This window comes from Pseudomonas sp. YH-1 (assembly GCF_051990045.1).
GTDB lineage: Bacteria > Pseudomonadota > Gammaproteobacteria > Pseudomonadales > Pseudomonadaceae > Pseudomonas > Pseudomonas nicosulfuronedens.
Genome location: NZ_CP178184.1, coordinates 6309051 through 6331516, shown reverse-complemented (window position 1 = coordinate 6331516; position 22466 = coordinate 6309051). Strand labels below are relative to the sequence as shown.

The window sequence follows — 22466 nt, the reverse complement described above, 5'->3', positions numbered from 1 at the left end:
CGCCATGATGACCTCTCGCCAGAGCGGTGTGACCCTGATCGAGTTGTTGATCAGCATTCTGATCATTTCCCTCGGACTGCTGGGCCTGGCCAAGTTGCAGATGCGCATGCAGCTGTCAGACATGGAGTCCTACCAGCGCGCGCAGGCGCTGCTGCTGCTCAACGACATTTCCAGTCGGATGACGGCCAATCCCAACAACGCATCCGGTTATGTCACCGGCGCTTCTTCGCCGGTTGGCTCGGGTATGACCTGCTCGACCACCACCGGCACCCGTCAGCAGGCGGATATCGCTGACTGGTGCAACAGCCTGCAGGGCGCAGCGGAGGTCGGCGGTGGCAACGTCAAGGCTGGCGCCATGCTGGGCGGGCGCGGCTGCATCCAGTCGCTGGGCAGCAATCAGTACATGATCACCGTCGCCTGGCAAGGGATGAGCCCGGTTTCGGCGCCGCCCTCCAGCGTGGCGTGCGGCACGGGAAGCTACGACGGCAGCTCCGGCTGCAGCAACGATCTGTGCCGCCGCGTGGTGACCACGGTCGTGCGGGTGGCCACCCTATGAGTCGCGCCAGCAACCAGCAGGGGTTCACGCTGGTGGAGCTGATGGTCGCCGTCACCATCGGCTTGATCATCATGGCGGGGGTCCTGTCGCTCTACCTGAACCTGAGCCGTACCAATGACGACATGGCCAAGACCAATGCCCTGATCGAGAACGGCCGGTTCGCGGTCGGGTTGATGCAGGAGGACTTCGCCCATGCCGGTTTCTGGAATGGCTACGTCCCGCAGTTCGACGACCTCACGGTGACTGGCATTCCCGGGGACGTGCCGACTGCCCTGGCGCCGGTCTGTTCGGACTTCTCCACCTGGACTGAGGCGGACAAGCTCAATGCTGTGGGCATCGTCGTGCAGACCTATTCGGCGGTACCCGCGGGCTGCTCGGGGATCGTTTCGGACCTGGCGGCGAATTCCGATGTGGTGGTGATTCGCCACGCAGAGAACTGTGTGCCCGGCGTCGGTACCTGCGAAGCGCTGACCGCTGGCAAGGTGTATTTCCAGGCGTCCTTCTGCGACACCGATGCGGGCCCCACAACCCCTAATCCCTTTGTACTCGCGACATCCGGCTTCACCTTGCGCAAACGCGACTGCACGACCCTGGGCGAGCGCCGCAAATTCATCAGCAACGTCTATTACGTGCGCACCTATGCCGTGAGCGCTGGGGACGGGATTCCCACCTTGATGCGCGCTCAGTTCGACTCATCCGGTGGCGCGACGCCGAGCAATGGTCTGCAGGCAGCCGTGCCGCTGATCGAGGGTGTCGAATCTTTCCGGGTCGAACTGGGGCTCGACAACATCAGCGATTCCGGCGCAGCGGTGAACTATGCGCAGGGTGTGTCCTGGGCGGACAACAGCACCAAGACCTCGCCCACCAACCGAGGCGACGGCTCTCCGGACGGCAGCTTCGTTCACTGCGGCCCGGCTTCCTGCACCGCAGCCCAGCTGGTCAACGTCGTGGAGGCGCGTCTCTACGTCGTGGCGCGCAGCCGCACACCAACGCCGGGTTACAGCTCCGACAAGACCTATGCCCTCGGCTCGGCCACTCTCGGCCCCTACACCGATGGCTACAAACGGCACCTGTTCACCTCCAGCGCCACGCTGGTGAACGTATCCCGGCGGAGGCAGACGCCATGAAAACGCACCGCAGTATGAGAAGCCAGCAGGGCGCAACCCTGGTGGTCACCCTGGTGATGTTGCTGATGCTGATGCTGATGGTGGGCAGCTCCTACACCCTCAGCGGCACCAATTTGAAGGCTGTGGGCAACATGCAGTTCCGCAACGAGGCGATCGCCTCCGCCAATATCGGTATCGAGCGGGTGTTGGGGTCGGCGTTCACCACCTCACCGACGGCGGAGCAGCTCAACGTCGACATCAACAATGACGGCACCACCGACTATCAGGTGTCGATGGCGGCGCCGATTTGCCTGAGCGCCAAGCAGGGCGCCGGGTCTTCGCTCTGCGGCAAGCAGACCCAGAGCATGTGCAGCCAGGACTGGAACACCGTCTGGGAGCTCAACGCGACCGTGACCGATGCCGTGACCGGGACGGCTGTGAAGGTACGGTCGGGCGTGCGCGTGCAACTCACCGATACGCAGAAGCAGACCGTGTGCGGAGCATGACGATGAAGACTCAGGGCAGTTTCATGATCCTCCGGCGTGCGCTGGCTTCCTGCGTGCTGTGCCTCGGTTCGTTCGCGGCCTTGGCCGAAGACATCGACCTGTTCGTTGGCACGCCGCCGAATTCGACGGATGCGCCGAACGTACTGATCATTCTCGACAACACAGCCAACTGGAACACAGCGTTCGACAATGAAAAGTCGGCGCTGGTGTCGGTGATCAACGGCCTGACCGCGAACAAGTTCCGTGTCGGCCTGATGATGTTCACCGAGACGGGTGGCGGCGATAAGGGCAACGACGGGGCTTATGTCCGGGCTGCCATCCGCCTGTTCGATGCGACGAACAAGACCAAGTACCAGGCGCTGGTGAACAGTCTCGACGTGGGAGGCGACAAGTCCAATGGCGGCAAGATCAGCAAGGCGATGGAGGAGGCCTGGCTTTACTACTCGGCCAGTGCGCCCTATTCGGGCAACAAGAAAGTGAAGACCGACTACGCGGGCAACGCTTCGGGCACAGCATCCTCCAACGCCGTCTACGCCCTCGCGGGAAACGCGCTGCCGTCGAAGGATGGCACGCCCTACGTCACCCCCATCGTCGCCGGCTGCGCGAAGAATTTCATCATCTACATCAGTAACGGTGCAGCGCAGGACAACACCAGCGACGTCAACCAGGCCACCGGTGCGCTGACCGCCGCGGGAGGCAATACCACGGCGATCCCGATTTCCCCCAGTGGCTCGCAGGACAACGTGGCCGACGAGTGGGCGCGCTTCATGAAGAAGAGCAGTCTCGCCATCACCACCTATACCGTGGATATCAACAAGGTCACCACGGGCCAGGGACCGGGCTGGACCGCTTTGCTCAAGAGCATGGCCAACGTCAGCAGCGGCAAGTACTTCGACGTGACCGCCAGTGGCACCCAGATCGCCGACGCGCTGAACGCCATCTTCTCCGAGATCCAGGCCACCAACAGCGTGTTCGCCTCGGTGACCTTGCCGGTCAGCGTCAACACGCAGAGCACCTACCTGAATCAGGTGTTCGTCGGGATGTTCCGGCCGGATACCGACTCCTTCCCACGCTGGCCCGGCAACCTCAAGCAGTACAAGCTGGGCATGGTGGGCGGGGCGCTGAAAACGGTGGATGCCGACGACAGGAGCGCCATCAACAGCAGTACCGGCTTCATCACCGAATGCGCGCGCAGCTTCTGGACGCCCAGCACGACCGACAACTACTGGGCGTTCAAGCCGCAAGGCGGGTGCCTCACGGTCACCGGCGCCGATGCATCCAACTACCCGGATGGCAACATCGTCGAGAAGGGCGCCCAGGCCTATCGCCTGCGCCAGGGTGGCACGCGGACTGTGAAGACCTGCGCCGCCAGCGGTTGCACCACCCTGACCAACTTCAACACTGCCAACGGCACCGCTATCGGGCTGCTGGGGACGGCAAACACCACCGAGCGCGACACGCTGATCAACTGGGCGCGGGGTGACGACAACCAGGACGAAAACACCAACGCCAACCTGACGGAAGTGCGCGCTTCGGTGCATGGTGACGTGGTGCACTCGCGCCCGGCGGCGATCAACTACGGGACAGCGGCCTCACCGCAGGTAGTCGTCTACTACGGGGGCAACGATGGCCTGTTGCGGGCGGTGAACGGCAACCGTACCGCAGCCATTGGCTCGGTGCCGGCTGGCAACGAGATATGGTCGTTCATGCCGCCTGAGTTCTACCCCAACATCAAGCGGCTGCGCGACAACAGCGTGACCATCGCCTTCCCCGGCCATACCACGGGTACGCCGACTCCGCAGCCCAAAGCCTACGGAATGGATGGCTCGGTCACCACGGTCCTGCAGGGCACCAGCACCTGGATCTACGCGGCCATGCGCCGTGGCGGCCGCGCCTTGTACGCCTTCGATGTCACCACGCTGGCCAGTCCCAGCCTGAAATGGAAGATCGGCTGCCCTAACCTGGCCAACGATACCGGCTGCTCCACTGGCTACAGCGACATCGGGCAGACCTGGGCCACGCCGACGACCTTCAAGGCAGCCGGCTATGGCAGTGGCGTCTCGACCATACTCGCGATGGGGGGTGGGTATGACGCCTGCGAGGACGGTGACCCGAACACCTGTACCTCATCGTCCAAAGGTAATCGGATCTATATGATCGACGCCGACACGGGGGCCGCGCTGAGGACCTTCACCACAGACCGCGGCGTCGTTGGCGACGTGACCATGGTGGCCAACAGCAGCGGCCAGGCTGTCTACGGCTATGCCGCCGACCTGGGGGGCAACGTCTACCGGATTTCCGGGGCAGACGCCGTTTCGCCCATCGGAACGACTGTGCCGGCGAACTGGACCATCACCAAGATCGCCGCGCTGGGCTGCAACTCGGCCTCCAGTTGCACGGCGAACCGCAAGTTCCTCTATGGTCCCGAGGTTGCGGTCAGCAACGGGCAGTACGTCATCCTGCTCGGCTCCGGAGATCGCGAGAAACCGTTGCTCAGCTATACCTCGGCCGCGAGCGTGGCGAATCGCTTCTACACCCTGCGTGACAACCCGACCGACTCGACCTGGCTGACTTCCGAGAACGCCACCTGCGGCGCCAACGTGATCTGCAATGCGTCGCTGCTCGCCATCACCAGCACGGCCAACCCGAGCGATGCAGACCTTGCCGCCCACCCGAAGGGCTGGTACCTGGGCCTGGCATCGACCGAACAGGTGGTGACGTCAGCCCTGCTGCTGTTCGACACCATCATCTTCAGCACCCACACACCGCAGGTCGCCAGCACGACCAGCTGTGTCGGTCTCGGCACCGCGCGCAACTACAACATCAACTACCTGAATGCCTCTGCGCCCGGCGATCGCTTCCAGGTGATTGCCGGCGGCGGATTGCCGCCCTCGCCGGTGGCCGGGGTCGTGGTGCTCGATGACGGCACGCAGAAACCCTTCATCATCGGCGGCGGCACTTGCGCCACCGATTCGTCGCTGCAGGGCTGCGAAGCGGTGCCGCCGTCTTCCGGGACCCGGCCGAAATCCTGGGTGTTCTGGGACATCGAACGATAGGAGGACCGCGCCATGAACGCAGTTTCCCGGCGTGCAACCAGCGGTTTCACCCTGCTGGAGCTGATGGTCAGCCTGGCGGTGCTGGCAATCCTGGTGGGCATCGCCGTGCCGTCGCTGAGCGAAGCCACCCTGGCCAGCAAGCTCAAGGCCAGCGCCAACGATCTGGTGGCGGGTGTGGCGATGGGGCGCAGCGAAGCGATCAAACGCAATGCGGTGACCAGCCTGTGCGTCTCCAGCGATGGAGCCAGTTGCGGTTCGGGCGGCTGGGAGCAGGGCTGGATCGTCATTTCCGGCTCCACCGTGATCCAGAAACATCCCGCCGCCCCGACGGGGTTCAAGGTCACTTCCAGTGTCGCCAAGATCGACTTCCAGCCCAGCGGTGTGGGCAATACCCAGGCAAGCGTCACCGTCTGCCGCTCCGCGCCCACGGCTGGCGCCCAGGAACGGGTGGTGAATGTCAGTGCCACCGGGCGCGCCTACGTCAGCAAGACCGCCACAGGTAGCTGTTCCTGAGGGGATGAAGGTATCCCTGTCTACACCCTGAAGGGCAAATCGCAGGCAACAAAAACCGGCCAGAGGGCCGGTTCTTCGTGGGTTTCGGGACTTCCTGGGAAGTCCTGAAACGATGTGGTGGTGCCCCGGGAGGGACTCTCATATCCCACTACAGGCTTCGTAAACCTCTATAGGGTTTACTCAAGGCCACGATTTATAAGGGTTTACGCCAAAGGTAATTCGTCAGCTTCCATAGGCTTGGCGTAATTTCGTGCTACCGTTTACGCCAAATTTACGCCAAGGCAGGTTCACGGTGGCAACGTACAGGAAGCGAAGCGGAGGGTGGCGCGTAGAGGTGGCCAAGAAGGGAGTTCGGGACTCTGGCACCTTCTCTACGAAGGCCGAGGCGGTGGCCTGGGCGACTCAGCGAGAGGCTGAGATTCTGGCTGGAGTGGGGAGCCCCAAAGGGGCATCGAACTCGACTCTGAAGGAGGCGCTGGAGAAATACAAGCTCGAGGTATCGCCCAGCAAGGTTGGCCAGCGCTGGGAGGAGATCCGGCTGGACAAGCTGATCAACGAACTGGAGTTCGTTGGCGAGCGCATGGTGGATGTGGGGGCCGAGCAGATCGCCGCCTGGCGTGACTTGCGCCTGAAGTCGGTGGCCACCTCTACCGTCCGCCGTGAGATGACGCTGCTGTCCAGCGTGTTCGAACAGGCGCGGCGTGAGTGGCGTTGGATCAAGTCAAACCCCGTGCGCGAGGTGAAGCGGCCGAAGAACAGGCCGCCTAGGGATAGGCGGATCTCGACGGCCGAGGAAAAGAAGATCCTCGACGGCCTCGGGTATGTCGAAGGCGCGGCGCCGGCCAGCAAGCTGCAGGAGCTGGCCTATGCCTTCCTGATCGCGCTTGAGACTGCCATGCGGCAAGGCGAGATTCTCGGCCTAGCCCCAGGTCGGGTGAATTTACGCGCCCGATATGTGGAGCTGACCCACACCAAGAACGGCGACGCGCGCAAGGTGCCGCTCAGCTCGCGCGCTGTTGATCTTCTGAAGGTGATGATCGATGCCGCCGGTGATCGCCAGGAGCTGTTCACCCTGTCGTCCAAGTCGGCTGACGTCATGTTCCGTCGTATTCGCGATCGCGTGAAGATCGATGGACTGACGTTTCATGACACTCGCCACGAGGCAACCACCAGGCTTGCCAGGAAGCTCGACGTCCTGGACTTGGCGCGGATGACAGGCCACCGTGACCCGCGCTCGCTGATGATCTATTACAACGCGACTGCCACCGAAGTGGCGAGCCGCCTGGATTAACCCCGGCGGCCTTTGGGTAGCTTGCTGCTGTTCTGCCTTGCCCACTTCTTCACGTCGGCAGCGAACCAGCGTTTCATCGCCTTCACGGTGCCGCAGGGCTGCAACGGCTCCGGGAAATCTGGCCGGATCGCCACACGCTGCTCGACCGTCACATGCGATAGCTTCAGGTACTCTCCAATCTCCTTGCTGGTCCACAGCTCATCCTCGGGTGCGATCTTCGGCCCGCTGAGCTGCGCCACAAGGTCGCGAATGGCGGCGGCCAAGTCCTGGTCCGCCGGCTGAACGCTCTGCTCCATCTCTTACCTCCAGCTTTCCCGCGCCACGTTTCGCGGGTTGTTCATTTCGTGGCGCGCCACCAGCGCCGCCACCTCCTCAAGCAGGGACTCGACGCCAGCGGCGTAGCTTGCCGGCTTGGCCTCGGCCCCCTTCCTCAGTCGCGCTATCACCTCAGCCGCGGCGCCCTGGTACTCGATCATCCCGAGCATCGTGCTCAGAAGTTCGGCCGTATCGATGCGGCCCTGCCTGAACAGCACCTGGTCGACTCGCTGCCCCGCCAGCGGCACCCGGAACCAGCGGCAGATTTCCTCAACCTCCTCACGCTTCTGCGCCGGCGGCGCCTCTATCGATGCGGGTTTGGCGAGTGCCTTCCTGCGCGCAGGCTCTGGCGCGATTCGCCGAGCGCGGTCAAGGGCCTGCCGTGCGAGTGTTCCGAGAGGCTTACCCACGGCTCACCTCCGGCTTACGCTCGATCACCCTGGTGGACCCGTCCGCGCGATGAACCGTGAGCCCCGGCCGCTGAATGAAGGTAGTCCCGTCATCTGCTTGGTACCGACGCGGCGCCCCATAGAAGGGGCCGTCCGGTGCGAACGGGTCAGGTACGGCGTCCGGGTTGTTCAGCATGAAGTCGTTCATGGCGAAGTTCATCGCCACGGAGAAGGGGCCGGCATCCCAGCGTGTGCGCCGGCCGCTGCGGTGGTGCGCACTGTCCTCGAATACTCCACCGCTCCAGAGCAGGCCATCGATCGTGTGACGGAACTGCTCCGCAACCTCGCGGGCTTCGGCGCGATGAACTGGATTGACGGCAAGAATGTCGCACAGCTGATCAAAGGGGATCAGTTCATCGATCGACGCTGATGCTCTGGCCAGCCAGCCGCCTGTCTCCACCATTGCACTCCACGTAGCCTGGGCTTGCTGACGATCCTGGTCTCTGACGGCTCTCTGCGCCGAGTTAGTGAATGGCCCGGCGCGCTTCAGCTCGGCGAGCTTCTGCCGGTAGGTGACCAGCCCAAGGCAGCGAATGCCCCAGATGCAGCGGATTGCCATCCGGTAGGCGATCAGGCGAACGGCCAGCGGCCTGGCTTCATCGCTGGCAATGTCGATCGCCTTGTGCAGGCGATTGGGGGAGCGGATCACTTCTCGCCCTCCACTACCTTGATGCGCAGCTCTAGGCCGCATGCCTTGGCAAGCGGCACGAGCTGCTCGACGGTGCTTTCCCCGCTCTGCAGGGCGAGTCCGAACTGCACCAGGCGATCACCCAGGGCGGCGAAGGGATTGCTGCTGACCAGTTCGAAGGTCTGCGAGCCGGACGTCACCGGCACGTGTGCGGTCAGGGTCATAGGACGAACCTCTCGTGCCGCAGCGCTGGGCGGTCGGCGGTTGGTGTGATGGGCTTGGGGCAACTGACCACGATGGTGGTGCCGTTCATGTCGATGACAGGCTTGGCCAGGCGTCGGGCTTCGTCGCGCTGCTCGAATGCGCCCATCGCGATGGCGAAGAAGGCGGTTGCCGCGACGCTCAGCAAGGCGTGCCAGAACCAATGAAAGCGATTGCTCATGATTCCCCCAGGGCGCGCCGCATGAGCGCATAGGTTCGAGGTGCCTTACAGTGGTGCTGCCAATCCAGGCCAGCCTCTCTCAGGAACATCTCGCTGATGGATTTCCATTCGGCGGCCAGGCCAGCCCATTGAGGGCAGTGCTGCGCCATCTCACCCATGCGCGGCGCCCACTCCGGGATCAGGTCGAGCAGCAGCAGGCACCGATTCAGGTCGTCAGGATCGTGAGGGTGGTCGAAGTAGCCTCGCTTCGGAGCAAGGCCCAGCATGTGGTCATGGATTGAACGCGACGAGGCGCCGACCTGGCCGTCACGCAGCCACTTGGTGGCGCGTTGCTCGATGGTCGACCCGGCCCCAGGCATGGAAACGTCGTACCCTAGCGGGCAGCCGGCTTGCTCCAGCGCTTGGACACAGGCATCTTCTAGGCGGTGCTGGCTTACCCGGCCCTGGAGTAGGTCATTCATCACCGGAGTGATGGCGTCGAGTTGGCGCTGGTTGAGCACATGTCCCTTGATAGTGATGCTCATGCGCCACCGCCTTCTTCCATGCTGTCCCAGCGTGGGAACAGGTTCAGGTTGGCATTGGCTTCGTACAGATCGGCATGACGCCCGTCGCGGTCCTGCCAGAGGCGAACACCCTCGGCCATGGCCTGGTCGTAGTCGGATGCATCGAAGATGTCGTCTTCGAACGTCGGGCCATTCGCGCCGCATTCGTGGCAGTAGACAAAGGCTTCGATCGACAGGCCGTCTTCACCGTAGCTTTCCATGCGAGGAGCTGAGCCGAAGCCCTGGGAAGCCAGCTGCACGAACGGAACCGGCGGACCGCCACAGAATGCGCAGGGCTTGAGCTCCTCCCGGTCAGGGCCATGCTCGCGGAGGTCGGCGGCGACTCGCTCGATCTGGGCGTGATGTTCCTCGGTCGACGGGAGCACTTGGGGCACGCGGGCTGCCTGCCCAGCGGTGCCGGTGATGATGTCGAAGATGCTGGGCTTAAGTGCTTCGCTGGGTGCGGCGTTGAGCTCATGGGCGTGCTCGACCAGGTGCCTATCGATCTTTTGCACCAATGCCAGCCCGGCGCGAGCGCCCTGCCAGGGGCAGTTCTCGTCGACGTGATCCTGCTGGCTACAGATGCCGCAGCAAGTGGAACTCAGCTCGGGGTCCATAAGGCGGTTGTCGGCACTGGTGTTGTAGGTCGCTGAGTGCTCGGCAGCTTGCTGCCAGATGTCCAGCAGCAGCCGTTCCTTCTGGCAGGTCTTGCAGATGCTGGGGCCACCACAACGCATGACGGTCCCGTCCAGGCGCGGGACAACGTGGCCATGGCCTTCGTTGCCGAGCTGGGTGCGGACCTCCTTCAGGCGGAGGGAGTGCGCTGCGGGGAAGTCGTCGAGGACGTCGGCGATGACGGCGCCGCCACGACCGATGGCGATCGGAGCACCGACCTGCAGGGCAGGGCGCATTGCTTCGAAGTTCAGGCCCAGGCCTGCACGGAGAACAATCAGAATTCGGTCCATGATCAGGCCCTCGCTTCTTCAGCGCCGGGAAGGTCAGCGGCGGGGAGTTGGAATGCCTTCGGCAGCATCTCGGGCGTTTCGATGTCGCGCACGGGCATGATGATTGCCACGAACTTGTCGGCGACCTCATGACCACAGATGCGGAACACCAGTGAGCAGTCGGTCCCGGTCGAGAAGACACGCGTCGCTGGATAGCTGGGGTGCAGCAGTTTCGCCGCGGCCGTGACGGTTGCCACATACTCGGCATTCATCGCCGGCATCACGTCCACAGGCTTCGCCTGCCTGGGCATGACCTTTCGCCAGTCGGGGTACTTGGCGTCGATCAGAGAGATGCGGCAGGCATGCAGTGCATCGGCACAGAAGGGAGAGTCAGGCGGCTCGGATGCCTCGAGGCTGGACACTACAGCGCTGTCTTGCCCGATCCAAAGGTGCTTTGGAGGCTCCAGCCCTGTTTTCTTGCAGCAGGCGATCAGCGATTTCGGAATGCCGCCGACGATCACCGGGCGCTCGCACCAGCCTTCCGGGTCGTGCATGACCGCCATGTGGTGCCCGTTGGTGGCTACCAGAACCACGCCCTGCTCATGGTGCTGATCGATGAACACGCCCTGCAGGTAGTAGCGGACGTCGCGCACCGCAGCGAAGAGTTGCACGGCGGCGAAGAACTTCGGATTGACGTGGGCCAGGTACTGGCCGTGGGATTGAGTGGCCATTTCACTCTCCCACTGCCTTGGGCATGCGGTCTGCTTCGACGCCGTGGATGCGCTCATAGACTTCCTGGCGATGCACGTCGAGGCTGCGCGGCGCCTTCACGCCGATGCGGATCTGATTGCCCTGAATGCCGAGCACGGTGACTTCGATTTCGTCGCCGATGCGGATGGTTTCGCCTGGGCGGCGGCTGAGGATGAGCATGGTTCCTTCTCCTTGGCTGGGCCGGCTGATCCGGCCCGGTGTCGTTTGGCAGTCAGTCGTCGAGGCCGTAGCTGAAGTCGTCCTGGTCGCAGTCGACCAGCAGCATGGCGTTGCCGAAGTAGAGGGCGACGAGTTGGCGCTCCCAGGGGCTGCGCACGTTCAGTTCCAGCGAGATCTTCTTGTCATCAAGCGAGGCGCTGTAGACCTCGCCCGGCCGAACTGCCGATTCCCAGTTGTTTGCCGGCGCGCGCTCATCGCCCGTAAGGCGGACGTGGATGCGATGCTTCAGGCCGTAGTCGCCGCGTTTCTCGCGTGCGTAGCCACCACTGCGGTAGCTGTCTTCCGGTTCCGGGTCGAAGTACACGGCCAGGTACGTGTTGCCGTAGCGCTGCTCTTCCTCAAAGCGGATTTCCGGATGGCTCCAGCCATGCTCCCGAGCGTCGTCCTTGTTGTCGTCGACGAACGCCTGCAGAAGCGAGCGCAGGGAAACTTCTCCGGTGATCAGGCCGTCGCCGGTGAGCACTTCGCTGATGGCCTTGTCGGCGGTCTTGAGCACCAGGGATTCAACGGCGGCCTGTTCCCAGCGCTGCCGTAGGAGCGAGGCGACCATGGCGTTGTACTTCGTCAGCTCGAAGACATCGCCGACGTTGGCGGGCATGGCAGCGGCCATGGCTTCCTTCACTACCTTGGTAAAGTCGCCATACGAGCGGAACAGGTCGTCGACCACGGACTGGAACATCTTCTCGATGCCGGCATCGATCAGTTCGGCGGGCTTGGGGCTTTCAGCGAACGCCGTTACGCGCTCGGTGAGCAGCTGGCTCAGGGTCTGGTTGATCACGTCGTTTCCTCTTTCTTGAGGCAAGCCGGGGGCCTGCCGGGCTACTTGGCTTTCCGAAAATCTGTGGTAGGTGGTCACCGGACTGCGCTCGATCAGGAGCGCACGCCGCTGATCACGCGGCTATGAGTCCTGCTTCCTCACTGCGGCGGGAGGTCTGGCGCAGCTCGCTCTTACGCTCCGGCGGCCGGCGGTCGCGGCGCATCGGGTCGTCATCGAGGATCGGGTGGATTGCTGCCATGCCGGCAAGGACCATCACGCAGGCCGGGGCGATGATCTGGCGGCGGAAGGCTTCCAGCACCAGGCCGCGAACGGTCTTGGCGCCGAGCTTGAAGCGCGCGTCATCGAGGCGCTTCTGCACGGTGCCCGGGGAGATGCCCATCACCCGCGCGATCTCCTTCGCGCTCATCTCGTCGGCGGCGAGCAAGGTCGCCTCCAGCTCGCGGGGCGCGAGGCCCATGCCGAGAGTGCCTTTCCATTTGCTGGTGGTGATGGTTTCCATGTCGACCTCAATCCCGTTGGATGAGACGACTTTACTAGCGGTTATTTTGCAGTGTCAATACCGGCGGTTTTAGATTGGGCCAAAAAAAGGACCCATCAGGGCCCTTATGCGGTGCTGCGGTTATAGACCGACGATCTTGGCGTCAATGACGCGACCAATGATCGTCCAGTCATCGTCAAGCTCAAATGTCTTGAACGAACGATTCAGCGGAGCCAGATACTCAGTTCCAGCATCGTAGATGTACTGCTTGAACGTAGTCTCCCCGTCGCGGTGCTTCGCGATGTAGAACTTTCCGCTGACCAACTCGAATCCTTCTGGGCGAACCAGAATAGGCGTCCCCTCTGGAAAGCTGGGCGGGGTTTCGGATGTCATCGATTTTCCCCTTACGCGCAGCCAATAGCCATAAGGCCCAGCGTTTTCGGTTGATGGCAGCCATTCTTCCGCATCGCCTGGCGAATAATTGTCCGGCGACTCAGCTCGTTCCCCCGCGATTACCCAACTAATCACCGGATACTCCTTGGCGTCCTTGCTCGGCTGCAACATCGGCGCGATGTTGCCGTGTGCCTCTAGTTCCCACTCAATCGCTTCAGCCTGCTTTCGGAAAGCTGCAGCAGCTCCCACACCAGCAGCTAGAAGCTTGATCATGCTGGCGATTCTCGGGCTGAAGTTTGCTACCGGGACTTCCAAGATCTGAGCGAACTGGGAGGCAGCAGATGCGTTGAGGGCATTGCGTCCATTCATGTACATCGAAACCGCCGTCTGACTCACGCCCATTTTTTCGGCGACAGACGCTTGCGTAAGCCCAAGCTGCTCGCGCTTCTCCAGGAAGATCTTCTTCAAGGCTGCGCATTCAGACAGTTCAGTTTCATTGAGCGGTCGTTTTTTCATGTCCGAATCCTAACAACCTACGGTTATGCGTTCAAAGAACTAGCGGTCTTGTCATTTGCTAGTACCGCTGGTTATGCTGGCGGTAAACCAAAAGGCGCGAACCTATGACCGGACAAACACTCAGCGCTTTCGTTGATCGCTATGGGCAGGAGGGCGCCGCAAAAGCGCTGGGCCTGAGCCAAGCGGCTATCAGCAAAGCTCTCAAAGCGCAGCGGATCATTCTGATCATCCAATCGCAAGGCGGCGGGTTCGAGGCTGCAGAGCTCAAACGTTTTCCATCTGGTGGCGGCCGGTCGTGCCTCGCTCCCGATCCAATGGCATTCATGCCAAGCCATTTCGCCAGCAACAGTTCCGGCGAACATGGCGAAATCGTAGAGCTACCTGGCCTCCCAGCACAGTCCGACAACGATGCTGTGCAGACATCCAGTACAGGCGCGCCGGCATGATCGCCCAACTTTCGCATGCGAAACCAAAAGCCCTTTGCGAAAAGGGTCACTCCCAAAACACTTTTCTACTGGATGCCCCGGCGCGGCGCCCTGGACGGGGTGTTCATCGGTTGGCCCCTTTGAGGGCCTTCGTTCGTGTCGCAGCTTGGGATATTTCTAAAAGGGTGCAGGCTGCCTGCATCGACCTAACCCAGCAAAACCGGGGGCTTGCACTTTGAAAAAGTCTGCTACGCGCGCACGCGCTCCTCTCTCTCAGCCGCCCTGATTGCAGGGGGTTGCACTTCCCCAATTGTGTGGAGGATGGGTTTTGCCCGTTCGCCAGACAGCAAAAAGCCCGGCTGGAACCGGGCTCTTCATTCGCAACCGCTGGAACGGTTGCGTGGACTGCTTTCGCCTGTAAGGAGGGCGAGGAAATGTCACAACCCAAAAATAACCCAGCGCTGACTCCAGCGCAACAAGCTGTAACCACTGGCCTGTCCTTCCAGATGAGCCGAGATACCGGAAACGCGTTGCTCGCTGTGAAGGAAGGGCAGCCGGTCGCTGAGGCGCTGCGCCTTTCGAGCCAACTGCTCGATGGTGTCACCTGCCTCCTTCGGCAGATCAACGATGACACCGAAGGAGAACTGCAGGGGCTGGAGATCCTGGCCATCCAGATGGTCCTTGAAGTCGCCAACAGCATCAACGTGGCCTGCGTACGGGGCCTGGAGCGCGCAGGAGGTGAGGCATGAGCACCAAGCCAAGCCGCGCCCTCGATGTCGAGGTGGAAGGCACCAGCCTCGAAACCTTCAGTCCGCTGATTGCCAGCTGCTCTAAGTTCTCGACCGCGCCGGGCATGACTGTTGAGAACTGCCTGGACGGCAGCAGCAACTTGCTCGCCGGAAGCATCCATCTCGCTCGCCTGATCACCGACGGCCACCAGGATGACGCAGAGCAATCGGCCTATTGCCTGAGCTTCCTGCTCGAAGGCGCGAAGGCGCTGCTCGACGCGGCCAACTCCCAGCTGTGCAAGGGGGTGAAGCCATGAAAAGTCAGGAACTGACCTACGAGCAGAAGCAGCTCAAAGAGCTGGCAGACCGACTCGAGGCACGGATGCATACCACCACCGTCCTGGCTGAGATCGTCCTCGACAATGACGCGATGCGCGATGGTACGCCAGGCCCCTACCTCAACGATTACCGCGCCGGCGCCCTGATGGATGCGGTGATCCACCTGTCGCGCGCCAACTTCGACGACTTCTGCCGTCTGGCCGACCTCGCGGGGTTGCCCAAATGAATCAGAAGACCGAGATGCAACAGATCGCCCAGAAGGGAATCGACCAGATCCACTGTGCCATGGAACAGATCGATTGGCTGCGCTCGACGCTGCATATCGTTCGCGAGCGTCTGCAGGGCGAGAAGGACTTCCAGCACCTGGCGAAGCTGCTCGGCCTCGCCATCTACAACACCGACGACTGGCACAACCTGCTCGACTGCGAGCGGGAGTCGCTGGAGAACCGCCTGAAGGTTGCTGAGGAGTCGCTGCAATGACCGGCCTGACCATCACCGGCGGATCGGCCGCCACCATGACCAGTCTGGAACTGGTCGACTTCATCAACGCCCACCGTAAGCAGCAGGCCGAGTTCGCTGGCAAGTTGTTCCCTTCGGAGGAATTCCCCGAGCTGATGCATAAGAACTTCCTGGCGAAGGTGCCGGAAGTGCTTGGCGAAAGATCGGCTGAGTTCTTAGCCGATCTCCCAGACAGCTACAACAGGCCCCGCCGCGGCTACCGCTTCCCGAAGCGCGAGTCCTGCCTGATGGCCATGTCCTACAGCTACGACCTGCAGGCCGCTGTCTTCGACCACATGACCGCGCTCGAGGAGCGGGTGGCCAAGCCGCTGACCGCCGCCGAGCAGTTGCTGGCCAGCGTGCAGCTCACCGTCGACCTGGAGCGCCGTCAGCGCCAGACCGAACAGCAGCAGGCTCAGCACCAGGTTGCCATTGAGCGGATCGAGCAGCACGTGGAGGACCTGGCCGAGTCGCGCGTCTGGAGCCACTGCCCGCAGAACTGCATGCCCATCACTCGCATCCGCGAGGTGATCCACGAGCGCTACGGCCTATCGGCCTCGGTGGTGAATACGGTGGTGCGCCAGATGCCGATCAGCCCCAAGCCATGGGGAATGGTCCGCAATGCCCACGAAGAGGCCCAGGGAAGCCAGTACGCCGTGTGGGCATCCAGCGACATCACCGCCGTGTTCCGTCGCTTCGTTTCCGAGTGCCAGATGGTCAGCGAGACCCAGGCCACCCATCCGTATGTTGAGGGCCGGTTCCGCCTGGTCCAGAAGGTGAAGCAATGAGCAAGGTATTCGACGAGCAGCAGCACATGCACCTGATCGCCGAGGCGGCGGTGGCCTACCAGAAGGCCGAGACGCGCCGGAATTCCCTGCGGCGGGAACTCAACGCGATGTACCTGACCTATTTCAGGGCTCACGGCCATCCCTATCCGGACTCCACGAAGCGCATAGACCCTGAAGACGAGGCCTTCGAGGGTGTCCTGAACTTCACCAATGCGGCCTACCGGCGCTGGGTAGATCAGCGCGACTTGACCACCCGCCTCAAGCGCAAGCTGCGGACGCTCGTCGGGCGCCTGGAGCGTATGTGATGAGCGCCCACCAACCGAACCCCGGCCGGATCACCACCGGCCCGAACGGCCAGCCGGTGATCGCCGGCCCATGGCCTTCCTATCGCCAATTCCGCGACCTGCCCGAGCGCGAGCGCTGGGTGCTGTACGGCCACGCGAAGGCATGCCGCGCCGCGCTCGAAGATCAGGGCTTCGTCATGGCCGAGAGCTACGACGACTTCGTGAAGCGGGTAACTGAGGAGCTGAACATCTGATGGCTGGTGACTGGATCAAGATGCGGACGGACTTGCTGACGAGTCCGAAGGTTGTCCGCATGTCGTCCGCTTTGAAGGCGGACAGATTCCGGATCGTCGGCGGACTGTTGTCCGTTTGGAGTCTTTTCGATTCCCACTCAACGGACGGAACGCTGTCCGGCTACACCCTGGAATCGCTCGATGACCTTGCCGCTTGGAAGGGGTTTTCCGAGGCAATGGTCGCGGTCGGTTGGCTCGAATGCGATGGCGATGACATTTCCCTTCCTCGCTTCGAAGCCCACAACGGCGCGTCTTCCAAGCGTCGAGCGCTCGATTCCAGCCGGAAAAGGGGCGTCCGCAAAGTGTCCGCTTCCGATGCGGACGAAATGCGGACCAGAGAAGAGAAGAGAAGAGAAGAGGAGAAAGAGATAAACCCCCTACCCCCTGCAGGGGGTGATCAGGGAGGGAAGGGCAGCAAGTACTCAGACGACTTCGAGGCGTTCTGGCGTGAATACCCGAAGCGCGACCGTGCCTCATCCAAGCCGGACGCCTGGAAGGCCTGGGGGGCTCGGCTGAAGGATGGCGTAGACCCGCAAGACCTTATCCGCGCAGCGACCAACTACCGCGCCGACCAGATGGCCAAGGGCAAGGTCGGCACCGAGTACGTGAAGCTCCCGTCCACCTTCCTCGGCAAGGGTGAGCACTGGAAGCCCTACCAGGGGCAGCAGCCAGAAGCGCAGCCAGGTGCCCAGTCGAGCGCCGTTCTCTCCGTTCCGACCCATTCGCAGGAGATGTACCCCGATGACCGTTTCTAAATTCCGTCCCGCTCCGCGAATCGCTGAGCAGCGAGAGGTTTGCTGCCGCGCTGGCCGTGGTCACAAAAACTACGACGAGCAGCTGGTCGAGCTGTTCGGCGGCGGCTGGTACCGCACCGAGTGCCCGGCCTGTCAGTGGGAGCTGCTGTACAACAAGCCCAAGGAAGACGAGCACCGGCAAGCTGCCGAGAAGGCGGCCGCTGAGCACGAGCTGAGCGAGGACCTGATCGCCACCGGCATCACCCCGCGGTTCCGCAGCTGCACCTTCGATAACTTCCTCACCGACGGCGGCGATGCCGGCAAGACTCGCGCGTTGAGCATCTGCCGCGGTTACGCCGAGAAGTTCGCGGAGAACTATCGCCAGGGCCGCGCGCTGATGCTGCTGGGGGAGATCGGCAACGGCAAGACTCACCTGGCCTGCGCGATCCTGCAGCACATCGTTCGCGAGGAGCAGGCCTCGGGCTTGATCGTCACCGCCGAAGCCATCATCCAGGGCGTAACCGATAGCTTCCGCCAGAACGCCAGCCATACCAAATCCCAACTGCTCCAGGAGTTGGCCGCGGTCGACTTGCTGGTGATCGACGAAGTGGGGATGCACACGCCACGACAGGGGAGGGACTTCGCGCCTGGGCTGCTGCATGAGGTGATCGACCGCCGGTATCAACTGGTTCTGCCCACCGTGCTGGTGAGCAACCAGACACGCGAGCGCCTGCCGGAGTTTATCGGGCCGCGCGCTGCCGACCGCCTGCGCGAAAACGGTGGATTGTTGGCCCCGTTCACCTGGCGATCTGCCCGTGTCGGAGGTGCAGCATGATGGAGCACTACCCCGATGAGCACATGGTCGAAGGCTTCGCGGACGAATCCAGGTTGTACAGCCACGAGTCCGAGTACGCCGTCATTGGCTCGATGATCAAGCAGCCCGATTTGATCGACGACCTCAGTGGGCAGTTGGTGGTCTCGGATTTCCACCACCCGGCCTGCGCGGAACTGTTCGAGCTGCTGGTGGCCATGCGTAGCCAAAGCCGCCCGATCGATATCGTGACGCTGTACGAGACCCGCTCGCACCTGGCTGATGGGCAGAACGTCCTTCAGACGGCGGCGAAGCTGGTGGAGAACACCCCGAGCACGGCCAACGCCGGCGCTTACGCCAAAGCCATCAAGCAGCGCTCGGTAGCGCGCCGTGTGATCGCCGCGGCGCAGGTCATGAGCCAGCGCCTCATGGATGGTGAACCCCTGGACGAGGTTTTGAGCCAAGGCCAGCAGGCTTGGCTGGCACTGGAGGCTGAAGGGACCGACAGCCGACAGAAGTACCGCTTCATCCGCGACGTGCTGCCCGAGGCCGTGGATGGCATCGACAGGCGTTTCAACCGGCAGGTGAGCCTGGGCTATGACACTGGGCTGCCTTCGCTGGACGCGTTCATTCCCGGAATCTGCCCTGGCCACATGGTTGTGGTGGCCGGTGAGCCCGGCAGTGGCAAGACCACCTTGGGCCTCGGCCTGACCGAGCGGGTGGCACTGCACAGCGGTGACGTCGCGCTGGTCTTCAGCCTGGAGATGACCGATGTGGAGTTGACCAACCGCGCGCTGGCCTCGGTCGGTAGCGTGCCGCTCAAGCACATCAGCGAAGGCCACTCCATGCGGGATTCTGACTGGCCTGGGCTGACCGGCGCGGTCGCGAAACTCAACGATGCCCCGCTGATCCTGTGCGACGACGCATCCCTGACCATGCGGGAAATCCGCCAGATCTGCCGCACCGTGAAGCGCGAGCATGGGCTGGGCATGGTGGCGGTGGACTACATCGGGCTGATCAAGGGCGAGCAGAAGAACGCCAGCCGCTACGACGTGGTGACCGAGATCAGCAAGGGCATGAAGCGCCTGGCTAAGGAGCTTGGCGTGCCGGTGGTGGTGCTGGCCCAGCTCAACCGCGGCCCGAAGGCGCGGGCGAACAAGCGCCCCACGAAGAGCGACCTGCGCGACTCAGGCCAGATCGAGGCCGATGCCGATGTGGTGGTGCTGGTGCACCGCGACAACGACAGCCCGGCGGGGCAGGCCGGCGTCACCGAGCTGATCGTCGACAAAAACCGCCACGGCCCCACCGGTATTGCCCACGTCCAGCACCAGGGCCATTTCCATCGGTTCGTCGAGCTGGCCGGCGGTTACATGCCCAGCGACGAAGAGGTCGAGATGGCTCGGCCGTACAAGGGCCGTCAGTACGGCAAGGGGAAAGCAGCATGATCAACGAGAAGGGTAAGCCCCTGGTGATGCCGGAGACCCTGGCGGAATGCGAGTTGGTCATGGAGCGCCTGAGCGCTGACTGCACCGCGATTCGCTCTCAGGTAGACGCCGCGCGCGCCGGCGTGAAGACCGACGGCCGATACGCCGACGCGGGTTGGTTCCATCGCGCATCTACCGCGTTGCGTTGGATGAACCGGGACCGCCAGCGCCTGCAGGATCACATGGCCAAGCTGCGCCGCGCCGAGAAGCAGTCCCTGGTCCAGCAGCGTGACGCCTTGCTCATCGCCTTCCTGCGCGAGCACGTCACCCCTGAAGTGTTCCAGGCCTGCGTCGACAAGACCCGCGCGCTGGCCGGAGGTGGCCCATGACGACCCTCTACGTCCGTTTCAGTGACGCAGAGATCCGCCGGCAGGCCCAAGGTGTTGCGAAGACCCTGCGCGACGCTCGCTATCCGGCACTGCGCTTCCGCTTCCACCAAGACCGCTCGCGCGGCTCCTGGCACGTCGTGGTGCGCAAGGTGTGGGGCAAGGCCGCAAGTTATCCCGATCTCACCGCCAGCGCGATGCTGGAGGCCCTACCGGCGATTCTGCAGCGCCGCGCCGAGGACCCCAGCGCCCGATCCACTGCCAGCGGCTGGAAGACCGTCGGCGAACTGCTGATCTGGTACGCCGAGCGCATGGACCGCGATCGCAACCTGTCGACCAAGCGCAAGGCCTCGGCCCGCTCGATCCTGAAGCTGCACCTGCTGCCCGCGCTGCGTGACCTGCCGCTGGCCGAGGTGAACCGCTCCAGCCTGGACCGGCTGCTGATGTGGCCCCTGCAGGCCGAGTACGCACCGTCGTTCGTGCGCCAGGTGTTCGGCGTGCTGGCGGTGGCGTTCCGCCGCGCGCTGGAGCTGGAACAGATCGCGAGCAACCCGGTGGCCGGCCTGAAGTTCACCGACTTCGTGAAGGCCCGCATTCGGCCCAAGGAGGCTCGCCTGCGGCCGGCGCAGATCACTGACTTGCTGGTGGACCTGCACGAGCGGTATGCCGAGGCGCCTCCGGAGGGGATGCTGGCCCTGATGATGCTCTGCCATGGCTGCCGGGTGGGTGAGACCCGCGTCGCGCGCTGGGCGGACATCACGCTGGGCGGCGACGCACCGGAGTGGTACCTGCCGGCGGCGACCACCAAGACCCGCGAGGAGCATCGGCTACCGCTGACCCCGCAGGTGTGCGCGCTGCTGTGCCGGTACCGCGACTGGCAACAGCGGCGCGGCTACTCGGGCGCGTACCTGTTCCCGGGCAAGGGCAAGCGCCCCATCAGCGACAGCCAGGCCACCGACATCTTCGCCAGCCTGGGCCAAGGCCGCTGGACCAGCCACGACTTGCGCAAGCTGGCGAGCACCTGCTGGACCGATCTCGGGATCGACTACCTGATTGGCCAGTTGCTGCTCAACCACGCCCTGCGCGACCTCGACGTGACCTACATCCACACCACGGCGGCGGTGCAGAAACGCAAGGCCCTGGAGCAGTGGCACGACTGGCTCGATCAGCAGGGTTTCGACGAGTTGCACGGGTGGACTGGGGGAGGATCGCAAAACCCCTCGGGCTCGTGCCCGCCCACTGAATCAGCGGCTCCCGCCGCATCCGGCGCTCCAACGCAATGGAGGAACCAATGACCAATTCAAAGACCATGACGGCGCTGGAGCGGGAGTTCCTGAAGGTGGCCGCCAGTGAGTTCAGCAAGATGAAGGCCTGCGCCCCGAGCGCCCTGGCCAACCTGATTCGCCTCATCGTGGCTTGGCACGGATCGCCGGCCACGCTCAGCCTGCACGCCTTCGGGCGTCGCTGGCTGTTGGAGGGCAACGCCGAAGGCGCCGCCGCAGAGACCCTGCTGCGCGACCTGTTCGGCCTGAACAATTCGAAGGGGGAATGATGACCAGACCACGCACTTACACCGACAAGCCCCTGGGCGATACCGAGTACAAGCTGGAGCAGTGGGGCTTCTGGCGGATGGATGGGATGGGCGTCCCTGGGTACGTCTCGCCGGCTGCTGCTCTCATGAGCCAGGCCATGCCTATGTCCAACCCCAAGGCCTACCGGATAACCGATGACGATGCGCTGGCTGTAGATGGCGTTCTTGCTCGACTCATTCGCCGTGCGCCGCGCGCTGGAGACTTCGTGTGGTTCTACTATGGCGCCAAGTGGCCAGCCTTGCGGATCGCGCGACAGTACGGCCTCGGCGAGGCGAAGGTGCGAGAGGAACTGAAGCTGGCCGTCGGATGGATTGACTGTGCCCTGGAGCAGTTGCGTGCACCTGCTTAAAGAAAATCTTTTACACGCGGAATGAGGGGTGTTTTCATGCCAGCGTGAACTGCTGTGAACGCAGCGAGACGCCTTGAAAAACCCGGCCACTGAGCCGGGTTTTTTATTGCCCAGTGATTGGGACCCGTGGTCGGCACGGCCCGCAAGGGGGAGCCGAACACCGTCTGCCGGCGGTGCGGTGATACGGGAAAACACCGGCAGATCAGGCGGCCTACTATTCCTTCGGTACTCGGGGGCTGGCCTGATCGGACAGCGCGGAAAGACGCGCACCAATACATGGCCTCGCTCGGTGCGGGGCCTTTTCGTTTCGGG

Annotated in this window: 33 protein-coding genes; 21 read left to right on the top strand and 12 right to left on the bottom strand. The window is 63.2% G+C overall.

Features of this window, described 5'->3' with window-relative positions:
• Positions 1–4 precede the first annotated feature (4 nt).
• The 6 genes from pilV to ACKI1H_RS29360 all read left to right on the top strand — a co-directional run bounded on the left by pilV (position 5) and on the right by ACKI1H_RS29360 (position 7028).
• The gene (gene pilV / locus ACKI1H_RS29385) at positions 5–556 is read left to right on the top strand and encodes a type IV pilus modification protein PilV (RefSeq protein ID WP_171049515.1); all 552 of its coding nucleotides are present in this window, start codon (positions 5–7) and stop codon (positions 554–556) included.
• Positions 553–1683, top strand: coding sequence for a PilW family protein (locus tag ACKI1H_RS29380; RefSeq protein WP_440467157.1), 1131 nt, complete (start codon positions 553–555; stop codon positions 1681–1683). Before pilV ends, ACKI1H_RS29380 begins: the two co-directional genes overlap by 4 nt.
• Positions 1680–2168 (top strand): hypothetical protein, encoded by a 489-nt coding sequence (locus ACKI1H_RS29375; RefSeq protein WP_440467156.1) that lies wholly within the window; start codon positions 1680–1682, stop codon positions 2166–2168. Before ACKI1H_RS29380 ends, ACKI1H_RS29375 begins: the two co-directional genes overlap by 4 nt.
• Before the next feature lie 2 nt (positions 2169–2170).
• On the top strand, positions 2171–5224 hold the full coding sequence (locus tag ACKI1H_RS29370) for a pilus assembly protein (protein WP_440467155.1): 3054 nt from the start codon (positions 2171–2173) through the stop codon (positions 5222–5224).
• Between the two features lie 12 nt (positions 5225–5236).
• Complete coding sequence (locus ACKI1H_RS29365) at positions 5237–5737, top strand: GspH/FimT family pseudopilin (RefSeq protein WP_138524961.1); 501 nt, start codon at positions 5237–5239, stop codon at positions 5735–5737.
• 334 nt (positions 5738–6071) lie between these two features.
• Positions 6072–7028, top strand: a complete 957-nt coding sequence (locus ACKI1H_RS29360; protein WP_440467154.1) for a tyrosine-type recombinase/integrase — start codon at positions 6072–6074, stop codon at positions 7026–7028.
• Here ACKI1H_RS29360 and ACKI1H_RS29355 read toward each other — a convergent pair.
• From ACKI1H_RS29355 to ACKI1H_RS29300, 12 genes are all read right to left on the bottom strand, one after another.
• A complete protein-coding gene (locus tag ACKI1H_RS29355; protein WP_440467153.1) occupies positions 7025–7324 on the bottom strand; it encodes a hypothetical protein in 300 nt (99 codons plus the stop codon). The two genes, ACKI1H_RS29360 and ACKI1H_RS29355, sit on opposite strands and share 4 nt — an antisense overlap.
• Before the next feature lie 3 nt (positions 7325–7327).
• Positions 7328–7753 carry a hypothetical protein gene (locus ACKI1H_RS29350; RefSeq protein WP_440467152.1) on the bottom strand — a complete coding sequence of 142 codons (426 nt, stop codon included), beginning with the start codon at positions 7751–7753 and terminating at the stop codon, positions 7328–7330.
• Positions 7746–8441: a hypothetical protein gene (locus ACKI1H_RS29345; RefSeq protein WP_440467151.1), complete on the bottom strand. Its 696-nt coding sequence runs from the start codon at positions 8439–8441 to the stop codon at positions 7746–7748. Before ACKI1H_RS29345 ends, ACKI1H_RS29350 begins: the two co-directional genes overlap by 8 nt.
• Entirely contained in the window at positions 8438–8644 is a 207-nt protein-coding gene (locus ACKI1H_RS29340; RefSeq protein WP_440467150.1) for a hypothetical protein, read from the bottom strand. The genes ACKI1H_RS29345 and ACKI1H_RS29340 overlap by 4 nt, the downstream gene beginning before the upstream one ends.
• On the bottom strand, positions 8641–8862 hold the full coding sequence (locus ACKI1H_RS29335; RefSeq protein ID WP_440467149.1) for a hypothetical protein: 222 nt from the start codon (positions 8860–8862) through the stop codon (positions 8641–8643). The genes ACKI1H_RS29340 and ACKI1H_RS29335 overlap by 4 nt, the downstream gene beginning before the upstream one ends.
• A complete protein-coding gene (locus tag ACKI1H_RS29330; protein WP_440467148.1) occupies positions 8859–9386 on the bottom strand; it encodes a hypothetical protein in 528 nt (175 codons plus the stop codon). The genes ACKI1H_RS29335 and ACKI1H_RS29330 overlap by 4 nt, the downstream gene beginning before the upstream one ends.
• Positions 9383–10369, bottom strand: a complete 987-nt coding sequence (locus tag ACKI1H_RS29325) for a Lar family restriction alleviation protein (RefSeq protein WP_440467147.1) — start codon at positions 10367–10369, stop codon at positions 9383–9385. The genes ACKI1H_RS29330 and ACKI1H_RS29325 overlap by 4 nt, the downstream gene beginning before the upstream one ends.
• Positions 10370–10371: 2 nt before the next feature.
• Positions 10372–11079 carry a hypothetical protein gene (locus ACKI1H_RS29320; RefSeq protein ID WP_440467146.1) on the bottom strand — a complete coding sequence of 236 codons (708 nt, stop codon included), beginning with the start codon at positions 11077–11079 and terminating at the stop codon, positions 10372–10374.
• Position 11080: 1 nt separating this feature from the next.
• Positions 11081–11278, bottom strand: a complete 198-nt coding sequence (gene csrA / locus ACKI1H_RS29315) for a carbon storage regulator CsrA (protein ID WP_440467145.1) — start codon at positions 11276–11278, stop codon at positions 11081–11083.
• Positions 11279–11330: 52 nt separating this feature from the next.
• Entirely contained in the window at positions 11331–12116 is a 786-nt protein-coding gene (locus tag ACKI1H_RS29310; protein WP_440467144.1) for a hypothetical protein, read from the bottom strand.
• Between the two features lie 112 nt (positions 12117–12228).
• Positions 12229–12615: a response regulator transcription factor gene (locus ACKI1H_RS29305; protein ID WP_325435140.1), complete on the bottom strand. Its 387-nt coding sequence runs from the start codon at positions 12613–12615 to the stop codon at positions 12229–12231.
• 120 nt (positions 12616–12735) lie between these two features.
• Entirely contained in the window at positions 12736–13503 is a 768-nt protein-coding gene (locus ACKI1H_RS29300; RefSeq protein WP_440467143.1) for a LexA family transcriptional regulator, read from the bottom strand.
• A gap of 104 nt (positions 13504–13607) precedes the next feature.
• Between ACKI1H_RS29300 and ACKI1H_RS29295 the strand changes: the two genes are divergently transcribed.
• The 15 genes from ACKI1H_RS29295 to ACKI1H_RS29225 all read left to right on the top strand — a co-directional run bounded on the left by ACKI1H_RS29295 (position 13608) and on the right by ACKI1H_RS29225 (position 22154).
• On the top strand, positions 13608–13949 hold the full coding sequence (locus ACKI1H_RS29295) for a Cro/CI family transcriptional regulator (protein ID WP_440467142.1): 342 nt from the start codon (positions 13608–13610) through the stop codon (positions 13947–13949).
• A 413-nt stretch (positions 13950–14362) separates the two neighbouring features.
• The gene (locus ACKI1H_RS29290) at positions 14363–14677 is read left to right on the top strand and encodes a hypothetical protein (RefSeq protein WP_440467141.1); all 315 of its coding nucleotides are present in this window, start codon (positions 14363–14365) and stop codon (positions 14675–14677) included.
• Positions 14674–14973 (top strand): hypothetical protein, encoded by a 300-nt coding sequence (locus ACKI1H_RS29285; RefSeq protein ID WP_440467140.1) that lies wholly within the window; start codon positions 14674–14676, stop codon positions 14971–14973. Before ACKI1H_RS29290 ends, ACKI1H_RS29285 begins: the two co-directional genes overlap by 4 nt.
• Positions 14970–15221: a hypothetical protein gene (locus ACKI1H_RS29280; RefSeq protein ID WP_425327965.1), complete on the top strand. Its 252-nt coding sequence runs from the start codon at positions 14970–14972 to the stop codon at positions 15219–15221. The genes ACKI1H_RS29285 and ACKI1H_RS29280 overlap by 4 nt, the downstream gene beginning before the upstream one ends.
• On the top strand, positions 15218–15475 hold the full coding sequence (locus ACKI1H_RS29275) for a hypothetical protein (protein ID WP_440467139.1): 258 nt from the start codon (positions 15218–15220) through the stop codon (positions 15473–15475). The genes ACKI1H_RS29280 and ACKI1H_RS29275 overlap by 4 nt, the downstream gene beginning before the upstream one ends.
• A complete protein-coding gene (locus tag ACKI1H_RS29270) occupies positions 15472–16281 on the top strand; it encodes a hypothetical protein (RefSeq protein WP_440467138.1) in 810 nt (269 codons plus the stop codon). Before ACKI1H_RS29275 ends, ACKI1H_RS29270 begins: the two co-directional genes overlap by 4 nt.
• A complete protein-coding gene (locus tag ACKI1H_RS29265) occupies positions 16278–16586 on the top strand; it encodes a hypothetical protein (protein WP_440467137.1) in 309 nt (102 codons plus the stop codon). The genes ACKI1H_RS29270 and ACKI1H_RS29265 overlap by 4 nt, the downstream gene beginning before the upstream one ends.
• Positions 16586–16819 (top strand): hypothetical protein, encoded by a 234-nt coding sequence (locus tag ACKI1H_RS29260; protein ID WP_440467136.1) that lies wholly within the window; start codon positions 16586–16588, stop codon positions 16817–16819. The genes ACKI1H_RS29265 and ACKI1H_RS29260 overlap by 1 nt, the downstream gene beginning before the upstream one ends.
• Positions 16819–17613 (top strand): Pyocin large subunit-like protein, encoded by a 795-nt coding sequence (locus ACKI1H_RS29255; RefSeq protein ID WP_440467135.1) that lies wholly within the window; start codon positions 16819–16821, stop codon positions 17611–17613. Before ACKI1H_RS29260 ends, ACKI1H_RS29255 begins: the two co-directional genes overlap by 1 nt.
• Positions 17600–18427 carry an ATP-binding protein gene (locus ACKI1H_RS29250; protein WP_440467134.1) on the top strand — a complete coding sequence of 276 codons (828 nt, stop codon included), beginning with the start codon at positions 17600–17602 and terminating at the stop codon, positions 18425–18427. The genes ACKI1H_RS29255 and ACKI1H_RS29250 overlap by 14 nt, the downstream gene beginning before the upstream one ends.
• The gene (locus ACKI1H_RS29245; protein ID WP_440467133.1) at positions 18424–19848 is read left to right on the top strand and encodes a replicative DNA helicase; all 1425 of its coding nucleotides are present in this window, start codon (positions 18424–18426) and stop codon (positions 19846–19848) included. Before ACKI1H_RS29250 ends, ACKI1H_RS29245 begins: the two co-directional genes overlap by 4 nt.
• Complete coding sequence (locus ACKI1H_RS29240; RefSeq protein ID WP_440467132.1) at positions 19845–20216, top strand: hypothetical protein; 372 nt, start codon at positions 19845–19847, stop codon at positions 20214–20216. Before ACKI1H_RS29245 ends, ACKI1H_RS29240 begins: the two co-directional genes overlap by 4 nt.
• Positions 20213–21508 carry a tyrosine-type recombinase/integrase gene (locus ACKI1H_RS29235; RefSeq protein ID WP_440467131.1) on the top strand — a complete coding sequence of 432 codons (1296 nt, stop codon included), beginning with the start codon at positions 20213–20215 and terminating at the stop codon, positions 21506–21508. Before ACKI1H_RS29240 ends, ACKI1H_RS29235 begins: the two co-directional genes overlap by 4 nt.
• Positions 21505–21765 (top strand): hypothetical protein, encoded by a 261-nt coding sequence (locus tag ACKI1H_RS29230; RefSeq protein WP_151189194.1) that lies wholly within the window; start codon positions 21505–21507, stop codon positions 21763–21765. Before ACKI1H_RS29235 ends, ACKI1H_RS29230 begins: the two co-directional genes overlap by 4 nt.
• On the top strand, positions 21762–22154 hold the full coding sequence (locus tag ACKI1H_RS29225) for an antiterminator Q family protein (RefSeq protein WP_440467130.1): 393 nt from the start codon (positions 21762–21764) through the stop codon (positions 22152–22154). Before ACKI1H_RS29230 ends, ACKI1H_RS29225 begins: the two co-directional genes overlap by 4 nt.
• The last annotated feature ends 312 nt before the right edge of the window (positions 22155–22466 follow it).